Source organism: Roseibium sediminicola (assembly GCF_023156505.1).
Classification (GTDB): domain Bacteria; phylum Pseudomonadota; class Alphaproteobacteria; order Rhizobiales; family Stappiaceae; genus Roseibium; species Roseibium sediminicola.
Genome location: NZ_JALNMJ010000012.1, coordinates 129297 through 143063, shown reverse-complemented (window position 1 = coordinate 143063; position 13767 = coordinate 129297). Strand labels below are relative to the sequence as shown.

General features: G+C 62.2%; 11 protein-coding genes. 6 read left to right on the top strand and 5 right to left on the bottom strand.

What is annotated here, in order from left to right; all coding sequences use genetic code 11:
* Positions 1-273 precede the first annotated feature (273 nt).
* The 3 genes from M0H32_RS17470 to pap form a co-directional block, all read right to left on the bottom strand.
* On the bottom strand, positions 274-492 hold the full coding sequence (locus M0H32_RS17470) for a type II toxin-antitoxin system RelE/ParE family toxin (protein WP_248156267.1): 219 nt from the start codon (positions 490-492) through the stop codon (positions 274-276).
* A 60-nt stretch (positions 493-552) separates the two neighbouring features.
* A complete protein-coding gene (locus M0H32_RS17465) occupies positions 553-831 on the bottom strand; it encodes a type II toxin-antitoxin system ParD family antitoxin (RefSeq protein WP_248156265.1) in 279 nt (92 codons plus the stop codon).
* 79 nt (positions 832-910) lie between these two features.
* On the bottom strand, positions 911-2377 hold the full coding sequence (gene pap, locus M0H32_RS17460; protein WP_248156263.1) for a polyphosphate:AMP phosphotransferase: 1467 nt from the start codon (positions 2375-2377) through the stop codon (positions 911-913).
* 223 nt (positions 2378-2600) lie between these two features.
* Here pap and M0H32_RS17455 point away from each other — a divergent pair, with 223 nt between their 5' ends.
* Complete coding sequence (locus M0H32_RS17455; RefSeq protein ID WP_248156261.1) at positions 2601-4661, top strand: bifunctional DedA family/phosphatase PAP2 family protein; 2061 nt, start codon at positions 2601-2603, stop codon at positions 4659-4661.
* Here M0H32_RS17455 and M0H32_RS17450 read toward each other — a convergent pair.
* Positions 4627-5682 (bottom strand): DUF1176 domain-containing protein, encoded by a 1056-nt coding sequence (locus M0H32_RS17450; protein ID WP_248156260.1) that lies wholly within the window; start codon positions 5680-5682, stop codon positions 4627-4629. The two genes, M0H32_RS17455 and M0H32_RS17450, sit on opposite strands and share 35 nt — an antisense overlap.
* 190 nt (positions 5683-5872) lie before the next feature.
* Between M0H32_RS17450 and M0H32_RS17445 the strand changes: the two genes are divergently transcribed.
* From M0H32_RS17445 to M0H32_RS17425, 5 genes are all read left to right on the top strand, one after another.
* Positions 5873-6301: a YeeE/YedE family protein gene (locus tag M0H32_RS17445; RefSeq protein ID WP_248156259.1), complete on the top strand. Its 429-nt coding sequence runs from the start codon at positions 5873-5875 to the stop codon at positions 6299-6301.
* Between the two features lie 4 nt (positions 6302-6305).
* Complete coding sequence (locus tag M0H32_RS17440) at positions 6306-6740, top strand: DUF6691 family protein (RefSeq protein WP_248156258.1); 435 nt, start codon at positions 6306-6308, stop codon at positions 6738-6740.
* Positions 6741-6771: 31 nt separating this feature from the next.
* Positions 6772-7665 (top strand): MBL fold metallo-hydrolase, encoded by an 894-nt coding sequence (locus M0H32_RS17435; protein ID WP_248156257.1) that lies wholly within the window; start codon positions 6772-6774, stop codon positions 7663-7665.
* A 94-nt stretch (positions 7666-7759) separates the two neighbouring features.
* Complete coding sequence (locus M0H32_RS17430) at positions 7760-9430, top strand: bifunctional protein tyrosine phosphatase family protein/NAD(P)/FAD-dependent oxidoreductase (RefSeq protein WP_248156256.1); 1671 nt, start codon at positions 7760-7762, stop codon at positions 9428-9430.
* A gap of 98 nt (positions 9431-9528) precedes the next feature.
* Entirely contained in the window at positions 9529-11313 is a 1785-nt protein-coding gene (locus M0H32_RS17425) for a SulP family inorganic anion transporter (RefSeq protein ID WP_248156255.1), read from the top strand.
* 4 nt (positions 11314-11317) lie between these two features.
* On the opposite strand, the gene M0H32_RS17420 is transcribed toward M0H32_RS17425, so the two are convergent.
* Entirely contained in the window at positions 11318-13675 is a 2358-nt protein-coding gene (locus M0H32_RS17420; protein WP_248156253.1) for a transketolase-like TK C-terminal-containing protein, read from the bottom strand.
* Between the last annotated feature and the right edge of the window lie 92 nt (positions 13676-13767).

Here is a 13767-nt window from a genome sequence, read left to right as displayed (position 1 = left end):
TACCTTGAACGTTACGATTGTACAATATCAAATTCAGGACATGGTTATTTCCCCGCCTTCCGATGGCGGCCGCGGCTCTTGGGTGGCGTTTTCTCCTTCTTCTGCTGGATTTGAGCTATTCGCGCTTGGCTGAGGCTGCAAATGCTGGGCATTCTGAATGTCAAGGGCGGGGTTCAGGCGACCACGGACTATCTGGCTGGGGTGGCGTGAGGGTGAATAACCCATTCCAGTAGAGCGCAGACTACCCTACCTGCCTTCCGGTCTTGAGCTCCCTTAGAAGTCCTGTACTTCGATATCCTGTCGCCCATGCAGGACTCTCAGGATGGTAACTGCGCTTTCATCAACACGGAAATAAATGCAGCGCTCCCGATAGGGGTACGCTCGCAAACCCGGTCGAATTCTATCGCGGGGCACACCCGTGAAACCAGTCTTGGCGATCCAATCAATTTTTGCTGTGAAGTCGGCCAAAAAGCTTTTTGGCCATGCCAACATCCTCCTGAGCGAGATAGACAAACATCTCCGTCAGGTCGTCTTGCGCCCTGGGCGCGAGAACTAGTCTTTTTGGCTCAATCTTGCCATTCCCCGCTTCACAATGTCGTCGGAAAGATCCTGCGCGGTCGCATAGTCGATCCCCTTGCCAGCGGCTATTTCCGCGTCAGCCTCGTCAACCAGAGCACGTGTTTCGGCAAGACGCGTTTCATAGTCTTCGAGCATGCGCAAACCGGCCCGGACCACTTCGCTGGCATTGTTGAAGCGGCCGGTGTCAATCTGCCTGGCGATAAAGGCTTCGTAACGGTCGCCGACCACATAGGACTTTTTCACATTCGCCATCTCACACTCCTTTTTCAGGAGACAGCATCGCACAAAGTAAGAACAATTCCTACCATCGCCGCCACGTGCAGCCCCCCACCTAAAGCACCTCCTCCAACCGGTCACAGATCGTCTTCAGTACCTTGATGCGGGCGTGGCGTTTGTCCTCCGACGACACCAGGGTCCACGGCGCGTAGTGGGTTGAGGTACGGTCGATCATGTCGCCGGCGGCAATCGCGTACTGGTCCCATTTCAGGCGGTTGCGCCAGTCCTCGTCGGTGATCTTGTGCTGCTTGTAGGCGGTTTCCTCGCGCGCCTTGAAGCGGCGGAGCTGTTCTTCCTCGGAAATCGCCAGCCAGAATTTCTGCACGATAAAACCGAAGTCCGTCAGTTCCTGCTCGAACTCGTTGATCTCGTTATAAGCGCGCAGCCAGTCGTCGTGGCCGGCGAAACCCTCGACCCGTTCCACCAGAACGCGCTCATACCAGGACCTGTCGAAAATCGCGAAATGGCCCCGGCGCGGCACCCGCCGCCAGAAACGCCAGAGATAGGGCCGCGCCTTTTCCTCGTCCGTCGGCGCCGAAATCGGATGAACCTTGTAGATGCGCGGGTCGAGCGGGCGGATCACCCGGCGGATCGCGCCGCCCTTGCCGGCCGCGTCATTACCTTGGAACACCAGCACCACGCCAGTTTTCGACAGGGATTTGCGGTCGGAGAGCTCGGAGAGCTGTTGCTGATACTTGTCACGGAGCGCGTGGTATTCTTCCTTTTCCAGGGTCTCGGTGAGGTCGATCGCGTCGACGGCGGTCTCCCGCTTCAAACCGCCGACGATGGGCGGGGCGGCGACCGAGTGCGGCTCGCCATCCTCCAGCTTGAGTTTCATGGCGCCGGCCACCGTCTGGGCGAGGGCCGAATCCCGGTATTCCGGATCCTGGGACGGGATCACGAACCAGGGGGCGTGGCCCTTGCTGGTCTCCAGGATGATCTTCTCGCCGGCCTCGCTGGCCTTCTTGTGGTGCTTGAGCGCGGCCCAGTCGGCCAGCACATGGCGCGCGGCCTGTTTTTTCTGGATGTGTTCCAGGCGCTCCTCCTGCACTTTCTTGGGCAGGTAGAACCAGAATTTCAGGATCAGGACGTCCTCGTTGGCGAGCATTTCCTCGAACCGCCGGATGCGCGTCAGCGCCTTGTCGAAGGCATCATCGTCGATTTTCTTGTAGATCCAGTCCCTCAGGACAAACTGGTACCAGCTGCCGAAAACAATGGCGGTGTCGCCCTTCGCCGGCAGGTCGCGCCAATAGCGCCACAAAGGCGGGCGCAGGCGGGCTTCGTCCATCGGCTCGCCATAGGCGTTGCAGACCAGATGGCGCGCATCCATCCAGCCATAGAGCCGGGCGACTGCCTCGCCCTTGCCGGCACCGTCCAGGCCGTCCACCAGGATCAGGGTCGAAAAGGGCTGCTTTTCAACCATGGGCAGCTGCGCCTCCAGCAAGGCCTCGCGCAGCTTGGGCTCCAGCTTCTTGAAATCCTTCTTGGTCATTTTCTGCGGCAGACGGGCGGATTCAAACACGGAGGACCTCCTGAAAAAAGACGCGCTGGGTGCATCTTGAAACAGCGAAGTTAAAAAAGCCATTGCCGAGGCGCTGCAGCGCAATGGCAGGAGAAACCGTTTTTTCGCTGTTGGATGACAGAGTGCACGCTTATATGAAGCGGAAACCGAATCGTCCGGGCGGCCTGCCGGCCGGAGACCGGGCATTGCTTAGCGCCTTTTTGAAACGACCAGACCGACGTCCGTGACTGATTTTCTTGACCCCGTTCTGACCTTTATCGCGGAAAACCCGTCGCTCGCCGGACTGATCTGCTTTCTGGCCGCCATGGGCGAAGCACTGTTCATCATCGGCCTGTTCGTGCCGACAACGGTGGTGCTGGTGGGCGCCGGCACGCTGGTCGGGCTCGGCAAGCTGGACCCGGTGCCCCTGTTCATCTGGACCACGCTCGGCGCGACGGCCGGAGACGCGGTCTCCTACTGGATCGGCTACACGTTCAAAGACAAGATCAAGACCATGTGGCCGCTCAACAAATACGCCCACATGGTGGAGAGCGGCGAAAAGTTCTTTCAGCAGCACGGCGGCAAGAGCGTCTTCATCGGCCGCTTCGTGCCGGGTGTGAAATCCGTCGTCCCGGGCATCGCCGGCATGGCCGGCATGAATTTCACCCGCTTCTCGGTGGTCAACGTCACCTCGGCCTTTGCCTGGACCGTCGTTCATATCGCGCCGGGCATCATTGCCGGCTCCGCGCTCGGCGCCATCGGCCAGATCAGCGGACGCCTTGCCCTGGTGCTCGGCGCGCTGCTGTTCGTGATCTTCCTGATCGTCATGCTCGGCCGCTGGCTGATCCTGATTATCCTGCCGCTGTTTCCAAACGCCCATGCCGCCATCGTCAGGGGCTTTGCGCGGCGCCAGGACAGGGTCTCGCAATGGATCGCGCGCAATTTCGATCCGGCCCATCCGCGCTCGGCGGGCATGCTGGCCTCGGCGCTGCTTCTGCTGATCACCATGCCGGCCTTTTTCTGGATTGTTGGCGAGATCGCGCCGGGCGAACCGATGGTGCGCGCGGATCTGGCGATCCTGAACCTCTTCGACAGCCTGCGCACGCCGGCCGGCGACAAGATCATGGTGTTCATGACCTCGCTCGGTGACGGCATTGTCGTTGCCGCAGTGACCTTCGCCGTGGCGCTTTACCTGTTCGCGCGCAAGGCCTGGCGGCGCGGCACCGGCTTCATCATCGCCATGGCGGGCACGGCGCTGTTCGTGCCGCTGTTCAAACTGCTGCTGCACCGCTCCCGGCCCATCGAGCTTTATGCCGGTGCCGACGCCTACTCCTTCCCGTCCGGTCACGCGACGCTGACCGCGGTGCTGTTCGGCATCTGCGCGGTGCTGGTCGCCCATGACCTGAACCGCTGGGCCAAGGCCAGCATTTTCACCGTGACCGCGACCTTCGTGATCACCATCGGCTTCTCGCGTGTCTATCTCGGCGCGCACTGGATGTCGGACGTGCTCGCCGGACTGCTGTTCGGCACGGCCATGGTCTCCGCCTTCGCCTTTGTCTTCGGGCCGATCCATAACGAAAAGATCGGTCGTACGACGGTTGCCGCCATCGTGGTTGCGACGCTCGCCGTCTTCGGCGGCTGGCATCTCGACAAAAGCTTCGACAAGGCGCTGCTGACCTATGAGCCGCGCTCCAACAAGGAAGTACTGACGGCGTCCGGCTGGCGCGAAGGCCGCTGGCGGACCCTGCCGGCCCGGCGGATCGAACTGAACGGCGACCAGGAAGAGCCTCTGGTGATTCAATATGCCGGCCCCCTGGAGCCGTTTGCGCAGAAGGCCGAAACCGCCGGCTGGCAGGTGCCGCCGAAATGGTCGCTGTCCTCGGCCGGCGGATTTGTCGAGGGCAAGACGCCGCCCGATTCCCTGCCGATCCTGCCGCGCAGCCAGAACGGCCGACAGCCGGCACTGGTGCTGATCCGAAAGGACCCGGACGAGGCCGGCGGCCGCTGGGTGCTCAGGCTGTGGCCGAGCCGTTACGAGATCCTGGAAGGCGGCAGCCTGGAGCCGCTCTATCTCGGCAGTGTCGTTCACGAGGATATCCTGAGGCCGATGGGCGAATTTTCCGGCCCCCGCACCGACGTGCATGTCCCCGACCCGGCGGACAACCCGGCCTTGCTGCTTTCTGGTGCCGTCACGCGCAAGCGTCCGGACGGCGACGAAGTGGTCCTTGCCTTCAGACCGGAAGCGGCACCGCTAGCTCCGGCGTCTGATCCTAGTAAGACCGGTAGACGAGGGGCCAGTCGCTAGGCAGCATCTCGATACCGTCGCATTTGCTCTTTTCCCTGTATTCCAGAAGGTCCAGCTCCAGAACCTCGCCGGGACCGTCGATCAGACGGTGAACCTGGTAGGTGCCGCAGTCGCCGATGCCCCGATTGAGGGCTGTCGTGCGGATCAGTCCCTTGGGTCCCAGAATATCGGCATTCATCGCCTGAAACTCCTCGCCGCCAACGCCCGGAGGGTTCGGCAGGGTCAGGAGATTGCCCCAGCCCTGCGGCGGGTTCTGGGTCACGGCCAGCACGGTCGCTGCCTGATAGGCGCCGGAAAAGCACGGCACTTCCCACAACAGGTAGTTTTCGTTGATGACGTAGCGCGCGCCACCCCAGGCATGAAATCCGTCAACATCGCAATCGTCGCCTGCCTGGTCGCGCACCAGCTGAAGAAGAACCGGCGGCAATTGCGACATGTCATCCAGAAGCGTCTGACGGCCGATCGGAATGCCGTTGGGCAGGCCAGGCGCGGGTCGATCCGATTGAGAAGACGGTGCCGCCGACGCTGTTTCGGCCCTGACACAGCCGCGCATACCCTTCGCGACAGCGACAAAAGGCACCTTGCCCTTCTGGATCACCGTCATGCGCGCATCTTTGATCCTGTAACTGTCGCCTGCCGGATCGCCCGCCAACAGCTCGATATGGACCCGGATTTCCCGATCGTTGCTGGCAAAGAGATAGTCGCTGCCCACGCCATCGGCGGCCCGGCCGCCGGATGCCAGTTCATAAAGCTGATGCACCGTGTCGCCGACCTTGAGCCGTGCCGGACCGGCATAGTTCCGGTCGCCGGAATTGACATGAAATAGATAGGCATAGCGGTCCGTTACGGGGTCCCGGTCGTCCTGCCAGAGCGAAAACCGGCAGGTGCCCAGCCCGTTTTCGATGTCCTGTGCCCCGAACAGCTTCAGCGCCACTCTGGTGTCGTCGTCCGCCGCCAACGCCACTTCAACGCCGCAGAAAACCAGTATGGCCGCCACAACCATGCGTAAGAATGATGCCAAGGTCTTCATGTGCTCCCCCAAGCCGTGCAGGTCCCCGATTGCCCGCCGTTTCTCTGGAAAAGGTGCCGGAAAAATTTTATCGTTGCCAGCCTGTTCTTTTTAACCAACTGGCCTCCAGAAATTCATCGTTCCCCTTGAAACTTTCGTCTTATTTTCATATATTCGAATATATCATAAATAAGGGCGCATCATGACAGAGTTCACACCCCTTCTCAGTTTCGTCGGCGGAACGCTGATTGGCCTTGCGGCGGTTGCCCTGATGGCCGTGCATGGCCGCATTGCCGGTATCAACGGTATCGCCAGCGGCTTTCTGACCACCCATCTCAATCAGGACTGGGCGTGGCGCGCCGCGTTTCTGGCCGGCATGGTCGCCAGCCCGCTGATTCTGCTTGGGCTGACCGGCCGGCTGCCGGACATCACCGTGCCGTCCTCTCCGCTGCTTCTGGTGATCGGCGGGTTCCTGACCGGGGTCGGTACGACCTTTGGCTCGGGCTGCACAAGCGGCCACGGCGTTTGCGGCATCTCGCGCCTGTCGGCGCGGTCGATTGCAGCAACCCTCACCTTCATGGCAACCGCCGTTGTCACGGTGTTCCTGACCCGCCACGTGTTCGGAGGTTAAAATCATGAGACTGATTTCTGCTTTCGCCTTCGGTCTCCTGTTTGGCTGTGGAATTCTCATTTCCGGCATGGGCAACCCGGCCAAGGTGCTGAACTTCTTCGACCTTGCCGGCACCTGGGACCCGAGCCTCGCCTTCGTGATGGGCGGAGCGCTACTTGTCACGGCGATCGGTTATCGTCTGGTCTTCCGGATGCGCGGGCCGTTGCTCGCCCAGGCCTTCAGCCTGCCGACCCGGACCGACCTCGATCTGAAACTGATCGGCGGCTCGGCCGTTTTCGGCATAGGCTGGGGCTTGAGCGGCTTCTGCCCGGGCGGCCTCATTCCGGTGATCGGCCTCGGTATCGAACCCTTGATCACAGCCCTTGCCATCGCGGCCGGTATCCTGGCCGCCCGCTGGATGATCGCTCTGGGCTATCGCGAAAAAGCGGCTAAAGCCTAAACGGCGCGCCGACAAGAATTGGGAGACTGACATGAGCAACTCGAACTATCCGGTCGACATGGGCGTCAACCCCGAGGTTACCGCGTTTTTCGACCCGGCCACCAACACCATCAGCTACGTGGTCAAGGACCCGTCGTCGAATGCCTGCGCGGTGGTCGACAGCGTCATGGACATCGACTATGCGGCCGGCCGCATCACCTATGACCATGCCGACGAGATCATTGCCCATATCCAGAAGAACGACCTGAAGCTGGAATGGCTGATCGAGACCCATGTCCATGCCGACCACCTCTCGGCAGCGCCCTATATCCAGCAGAAGCTGGGCGGCAAACTGGGGATCGGCGACCAGATCACGGTCGTCCAGGAAACCTTTGGCAAGGTCTTCAACGAAGGCACCGAGTTCCAGCGCGACGGCAGCCAGTTCGACAGGCTGTTCCAGGACGGCGACACCTACCAGATCGGTGAGCTGACCGCCTTTGCCATGTACACGCCCGGCCACACGCCGGCCTGCATGGTGCATGTGATGGGCGATGCCGCCTTTGTCGGCGACACGCTGTTCATGCCGGATGGCGGTTCTGCGCGCGCCGATTTCCCGGGCGGCGATGCAGCAACCCTTTATGACAGCATCCAGAAAGTGCTCGCCCTGCCGGACGACATGCGCCTGTTCATGTGCCACGACTACGGCCCCAACGGCCGCGACATCCAGTGGGAAACCACCGTCGGCGCGGAAAAGGAGCACAACATCCATGTCGGCGGCGGCAAGACGAAGGAAGAATTCGTCCGGTTCCGCACCACGCGCGATGCCCAGCTGGACATGCCCAAGCTGATCATTCCCTCGCTGCAGGTGAACATGCGCGCCGGAAAACTGCCGCCGGCCGACGAGAGCGGCAAGACCTTTTTGAAAGTGCCGGTCAACGGCCTTTGACAGAACAGCCGGGGACAGCAGGCCACCGGCACCTGGGCGGTGGCTGCCTCCTGACAGGCCGTCAGCACAGATGCCGAAGGAGGCGGTAAACACGATGAAAGCGATCAACACCCAGATTTCGGTGGCGCCGCAGATCCGGCCCGAAGACCTTGCGGAAATTGCCCAGCAGGGCTTCCGTTCGATCATCTGCAATCGCCCGGACGGCGAAGGCGCCGACCAGCCGGTGTTCGAGGAAATCGAGGCAGCGGCGAAAAAACTCGGCCTTGAAGCCCGTTACCTGCCGATCGTCGCCGGAAAGGTGTCCGACCAGGATGCCGATGACTTCGGCGCGTTGATGGACAGCCTGCCCAAGCCGATCCTCGCCTATTGCCGCACGGGCACACGGTCCGCGACCCTGTGGTCGCTGTCCCAGGCCGAAAAGCAGCCGCTGGCAGACATTCTGACCCAGACCAAGTCCGCGGGCTACGACATGGCCGGCGTCGTGCGCCGGATCGCCAATGGCGGCCGCACCCCGACCGAGACCGCGGAAGACGCCCGCTTCGACATCGTGATCGTCGGTGGCGGTGCCGCCGGCATTTCGGTCGCCTCGAGCCTTCTGGCGCGCAAGTCCGATCTGGAGATCGCCATCATCGATCCGGCGGACGTGCATTATTACCAGCCGGGCTGGACCATGGTCGGTGGCGGCATCTTCGAGGCCGCCGACACGGCCAAGACCATGGGCTCGCTGATCCCGAAAGGCGTGCACTGGATCAAGTCCGCCGTCGCGGCGTTCGAGCCGAAGGACAATGCGGTCATTCTCGACGGCTGCCGGGTGGTCAAATACGGCCGGCTGGTGGTCTGCCCCGGCCTGAAGCTCGACTGGCACAAGGTCGACGGCCTGGTCGACACGCTCGGCAAGAACGGAGTCACGTCCAACTACCGCTACGATCTCGCGCCCTACACCTGGCAACTGGTCCAGGAGATGGCACACGGCAAGGCGCTGTTCACCCAGCCGCCCATGCCGATCAAATGCGCCGGCGCGCCGCAAAAGGCGATGTACCTGTCAGCCGATCACTGGTTCAAGACCGCCCGGCTCGGCCATATCGATATCCAGTTCATGAATGCAGGTGGCGTGCTCTTCGGCGTCAAGGACTATGTCCCGGCCCTGATGGACTACGTGAAGCGCTACGGCGTTGATCTCAACTTCTTCCACAATCTGGTCGCCATTGACGGCCCGGCGAAAAAAGCCGTGTTCGAGGTCAAGGAACCGGAAAAGGACGCCCGGACCGTCGAAGTCGACTTCGACATGATCCATGTGACCCCGCCGCAGACCGCACCCGATTTCATCAGGGTGTCCCCGCTCGCGGATGCCGCCGGCTGGGTAGATGTCGACCAGACCACCCTGCGCCACAAGAGCTTCGACAACATCTGGTCGCTCGGCGATGTCATGAACGCACCCAACGCCAAGACAGCCGCGGCGGCGCGCAAGCAGGCGCCGGTGGTCGCCGAAAACATCGTCTCCGACATCGGCGGTCACAGCGCCACGGCGCAATATGACGGCTACGGCTCCTGCCCGCTCACTGTTGAACGCGGCAAGATCGTGCTGGCCGAATTCGGCTATGGCGGGACGCTGTTGCCGAGCTTTCCACGTTGGCTGGTGGACGGGACCAGGCCGACGCGGACCGCCTGGCTCCTGAAGGAGCGGATCCTGCCACCCGTTTACTGGCGTGCCATGCTGCGCGGCAAGGAATGGATGGCCAAGCCGGAAAAAATATCGGCAGCTTAAAACACCCCCACAGACCCCAACTGGGCGCGGGCCCCATCAGCCTTGACTCGAGCCGGCCCGCCGGCTCGAGTTTTCTCAAAAAGACCAAAGGTTCCGACATGATCCGGCTGCAGCGCTACCTGCCCATTCTCGATTGGGGCAGACGCTATGACAAGGAAACGGCAACCAGCGACCTGGTGGCCGCAGTGATCGTCACGATCATGCTGATCCCGCAATCACTTGCCTATGCGCTGCTCGCCGGTCTGCCCCCAGAAGTCGGTCTTTATGCCTCGATCCTGCCGCTGGTCGCCTATGCGCTTTTCGGCACCAGCCGGGCGCTCGCGGTTGGCCCCGTCGCCGTGGTCTCGCTGATGACCGCCTCAGCCGTCGGCGAACTGGCGCAACAGGGTACGCCGGAATATCTCGGTGCTGCCATCGTGCTGGCGTTCCTCTCCGGCCTGATGCTGATCGCCATGGGCCTCTTCCGGCTCGGCTTTTTGGCCAATCTGCTCAGCCACCCGGTGATTTCCGGCTTCATCACCGCCTCCGGCCTGCTGATCGCGTCGAGCCAGCTGAAACACATTCTCGGCGTGCCGGCCCATGGCCACACGCTTTATGACATTCTGCTGTCCATCGGCAGCCATCTCGGCGACATCAACTGGATCACCTTCGTGATCGGCGCCACCGCGACCGGCTTCCTGTTCTGGGTGCGCAAGGGGTTGAAAAAGCTTCTGCTCGACCTGGGTCTGAAACCGTTCTTCGCCGACATCCTGACCAAGGCCGGCCCGGTGGCCGCCGTTGCCGTCACCACCGTCATTTCCGCCGCGTTCAGCCTGGGCGACAAGGGCGTACGGATTGTCGGCGACATTCCCTCCGGCCTGCCGGTGCCGCATTTGCCGGCCTTTGACAGCGAGCTCTGGCTGGCGCTGGCCGGCCCGGCGCTGCTGATTTCCGTGATCGGCTTCGTGGAGTCTGTCTCCGTCGCCCAGACCCTGGCGGCAAAGAAACGACAGCGGATCTCCCCGGACCAGGAACTGATCGGCCTCGGCGCTTCCAACATCGCCTCGTCGATTTCAGGCGGCTACCCGGTGACCGGCGGCTTTGCCCGCTCGGTGGTCAATTTCGACGCCGGCGCCGCGACCCCCGCCGCCGGGGCCTTTACCGCCGTCGGCATAGCGCTCGCAACCCTGTTCCTGACACCGCTTCTGACCTACCTGCCGCAGGCAACGCTGGCCGCGACCATCATCGTCGCCGTGCTGTCGCTGGTCGATCTCGGCGCGATCAAGCGCACCTTCGTCTATTCCAGGAGCGATTTCACCGCCATGGCGGCGACCATTCTGATCACGCTGTTTTTCGGGGTCGAGCCGGGCGTCGTCACCGGCGTTGTGCTGTCGATCGCGCTCTATCTTTACCGCAGCAGCCGGCCGCATATGGCCATTGTCGGCATCGTCCCGGGCACCGAGCATTTCCGCAACATCGACCGGCACAAGGTGGCAACCGGTGACCGGGTGCTGACGCTCCGTGTCGATGAAAGCCTGTTCTTCGCTAATTCGCGGTTCCTGGAAGACCGGGTCTATGCCCTGGTCGCGGAAAAACCCAATATCGAGCACGTCGTTCTGATGTGCCCCGCCGTGAACGAGATCGATGCCAGCGCCCTGGAAAGCCTTGAGGAAATCAATCACCGCCTCAAGGATTCAGGCGTTTCGTTCCACCTGTCCGAAGTCAAGGGACCGGTGATGGACCGGTTGAAACGGACCGACTTTCTGGAGCACCTGACCGGCCAGGTGTTCCTCAGCCAGTATGAGGCCCTGTGCACGCTCGACCCGCTGACGGCCCATATTTCCGAAAGCCGCACGCCGAAAAAGGCGGCCCAGTCCAACATCTGGTCCGGGCCGGAGATTTAGGACGTTAGACCCGCCGGCCCGGCGTCAACCCGTTGACCTTTTCGATGATCGAGGCGGCGTCGATGCCGAAGTGGCGGTAGAGATCCTGAATGGTGCCGGTCTGGCCGAAATGCTCGACACCGAGCGGGATGGTCTGATGACCGGCGACACCGCCGAGCCAGGCGAGCGTTGCCGGATGGCCGTCGATCACCGTGATCAGCTTGCAATGTCCCGGCAGGTTGCCGAGCAGCTGCTCGATATGGGACCGTGCCGCGGCATTACCGCGCGAGCGGGCCCGCTGCGCGGCCGTCCAGCCGGCATTGAGCCGGTCAGCGGAGGTGACCGCGAGCACGCCGACATCGCGGCGGTTGCCGGCAAGTTCCCCGGCCGCCTTGATCGCTTCCGGTGCCACCACGCCCTGATAGGCAATGACGACCTCGCAATTGGGGCCAGGCTTCCTCAGCCAATAGGCACCGTCGATGGCGCCCTGGCGGAAATCCTCGTCGGCGCGCTTGACCGGCTGCTCGATCGGATTGGTCGACAGGCGCAGATAGACCGAGCCGCCGGTCTCGTCGCGGAGCCAGGTACGCTCGTCCGGATCACCCTCGCCGTCGCGCTGCAGATAGTCGAAGGCCCATTCCATGATGACGGCGAGCTCATCTGCAAAGGCCGGCTCGAACGCCGCGAGACCGTCCTGGCTCATGCCGATCAAGGGCGTTCCGATGGACTGGTGCGCACCGCCTTCCGGCGCCAGCGTCACGCCGGACGGCGTGCCGACGATCATTAAGCGGGCGTCCTGGTAACAGGCATAGTTGAGCGCATCGAGACCGCGGCAGACAAACGGATCGTAGACCGTGCCGATGGGGATCAGCCGCTCGCCGAACAGCGAATGGGAGAGACCCGCGACGCCCAAGAGCAGGAACAGGTTCATCTCGGCAATGCCCAGCTCAATATGCTGGCCTTCCGGCGTGAACTCCCACTTGGCGGTGGAGGGAATGCGGTGCTCGATAAAGGCATCGGCCATGGCGGTGCGGGCAAACAGCTTGCGCCGGTTGACCCACGGCCCGAGATTTGTGGTGCCGGTGACGTCCGGCGACGTGGTCAAGATGCGTTCGGCCAGCTTGCTGTCACCCTTGGACAGATCGTCGAGCACCTTGCCGAAGGCCATCTGGGTCGAGATGTCCCGGTCAGAGGCAAGCTCGATCGCCGGCACGGCCAGCTTGTCGTCCGAATAGCGGCGACGGCCTTTGGCGAAGAACGGCACCTCATCAAGGAACGCCTTCAGCCCGTCGACATCCTCAACCGTCGCAAGCGGTTCCCATTCGGCACCTTCGGCGACGCCCATATGCTTTTGCCATTCAGCCATCTGGGCCTTGTTCATCAAGCCGCCGTGATTGTCCTTGTGGCCGGCAATCGGCGTGCCCCAGCCCTTGATCGTATAGGCAAGAAAACAGGTCGGCTTGTCATGGTCGATGGCGGCGAAGGCCTCGGCCATGGTCCGGGTGCAGTTGCCACCGAGATTTTCCATGAGATCCGCCAGTTCATCGTCCGAGCGGCGATCGATCAGGGCGGTGACATCGCCCTGGTCGCCAAGATCGTCCATAAGCCGCTTGCGCCAGACCGCCCCGCCCATGAAGGTCAGCGCGGAATAGTCCTGGTTGGAACAGTCGTCGATCCACTGGCGCAGCCTCTCGCCGCCGGGCTCGGCAAAGGCGGCGCGCTGAAGCACGCCGTATTTCACCCGCACGACCTGCCAGCCGAAGGCATCGAAGATTTTTTCGACCCGGTCGAACAGGCCTTCGCGGACGATGCCGTCGAGGGACTGACGATTGTAGTCGATGATCCACCAGCAGTTCCTGAGATCGTTTTTCCAGCCCTCCTGAAGGGCTTCATAGACGTTGCCCTCATCGAGCTCTGCATCGCCGACCAGCGCGATCATGCGGCCGAGCGGCTTGTCGCCGGACCAGCTCTTGGCGGCAATGTAGTCCTGAACAATCGAGGCGAAGGACGTGATGGCAACACCGAGGCCGACCGAGCCGGTGGAGAAATCGACGTCGTCGATGTCCTTGGTGCGCGAGGGATAGGATTGGACACCGGCAAGGCCGCGGAAGTTTTCCATCTTCTCGCGGGTCTGGTTGCCCATCAGGTACTGGATCGCATGGAAGACCGGCGAGGCATGCGGCTTGACCGCGACCCGGTCCTCCGGCTTCAGCACCGAAAAATAGAGCGCCGTCATGATCGACACCATCGACGCGGAACTTGCCTGGTGCCCGCCGATCTTGATGCCGTCTTCTTTCGGACGGATGTGATTGGCGTGATGGATCATCCAGTGCGACAGCCACAGAAGCCGCTGCTCGATGGTCTTCAGATGATCGGTGCTCATGCTGCTCCTTGCTCCCGCAGATGTTTGATTGAACGCCACTCTAGTGTGTCTCCAGAACCGGATTCTTGCGATCTCCTACCCACTTCGGATAG

Bases quoted from the DNA above. Each gene is read 5' to 3' on its own strand.
- M0H32_RS17470 (WP_248156267.1), bottom strand. From the start codon at position 492: ATGTTGGCATGGCCAAAAAGCTTTTTGGCCGACTTCACAGCAAAAATT.
- M0H32_RS17465 (WP_248156265.1), bottom strand. From the start codon at position 831: ATGGCGAATGTGAAAAAGTCCTATGTGGTCGGCGACCGTTACGAAGCC.
- M0H32_RS17445 (WP_248156259.1), top strand. From the start codon at position 5,873: ATGACAGAGTTCACACCCCTTCTCAGTTTCGTCGGCGGAACGCTGATT.
- M0H32_RS17440 (WP_248156258.1), top strand. From the start codon at position 6,306: ATGAGACTGATTTCTGCTTTCGCCTTCGGTCTCCTGTTTGGCTGTGGA.
- M0H32_RS17435 (WP_248156257.1), top strand. From the start codon at position 6,772: ATGAGCAACTCGAACTATCCGGTCGACATGGGCGTCAACCCCGAGGTT.
- M0H32_RS17430 (WP_248156256.1), top strand. From the start codon at position 7,760: ATGAAAGCGATCAACACCCAGATTTCGGTGGCGCCGCAGATCCGGCCC.
- M0H32_RS17425 (WP_248156255.1), top strand. From the start codon at position 9,529: ATGATCCGGCTGCAGCGCTACCTGCCCATTCTCGATTGGGGCAGACGC.
- M0H32_RS17420 (WP_248156253.1), bottom strand. From the start codon at position 13,675: ATGAGCACCGATCATCTGAAGACCATCGAGCAGCGGCTTCTGTGGCTG.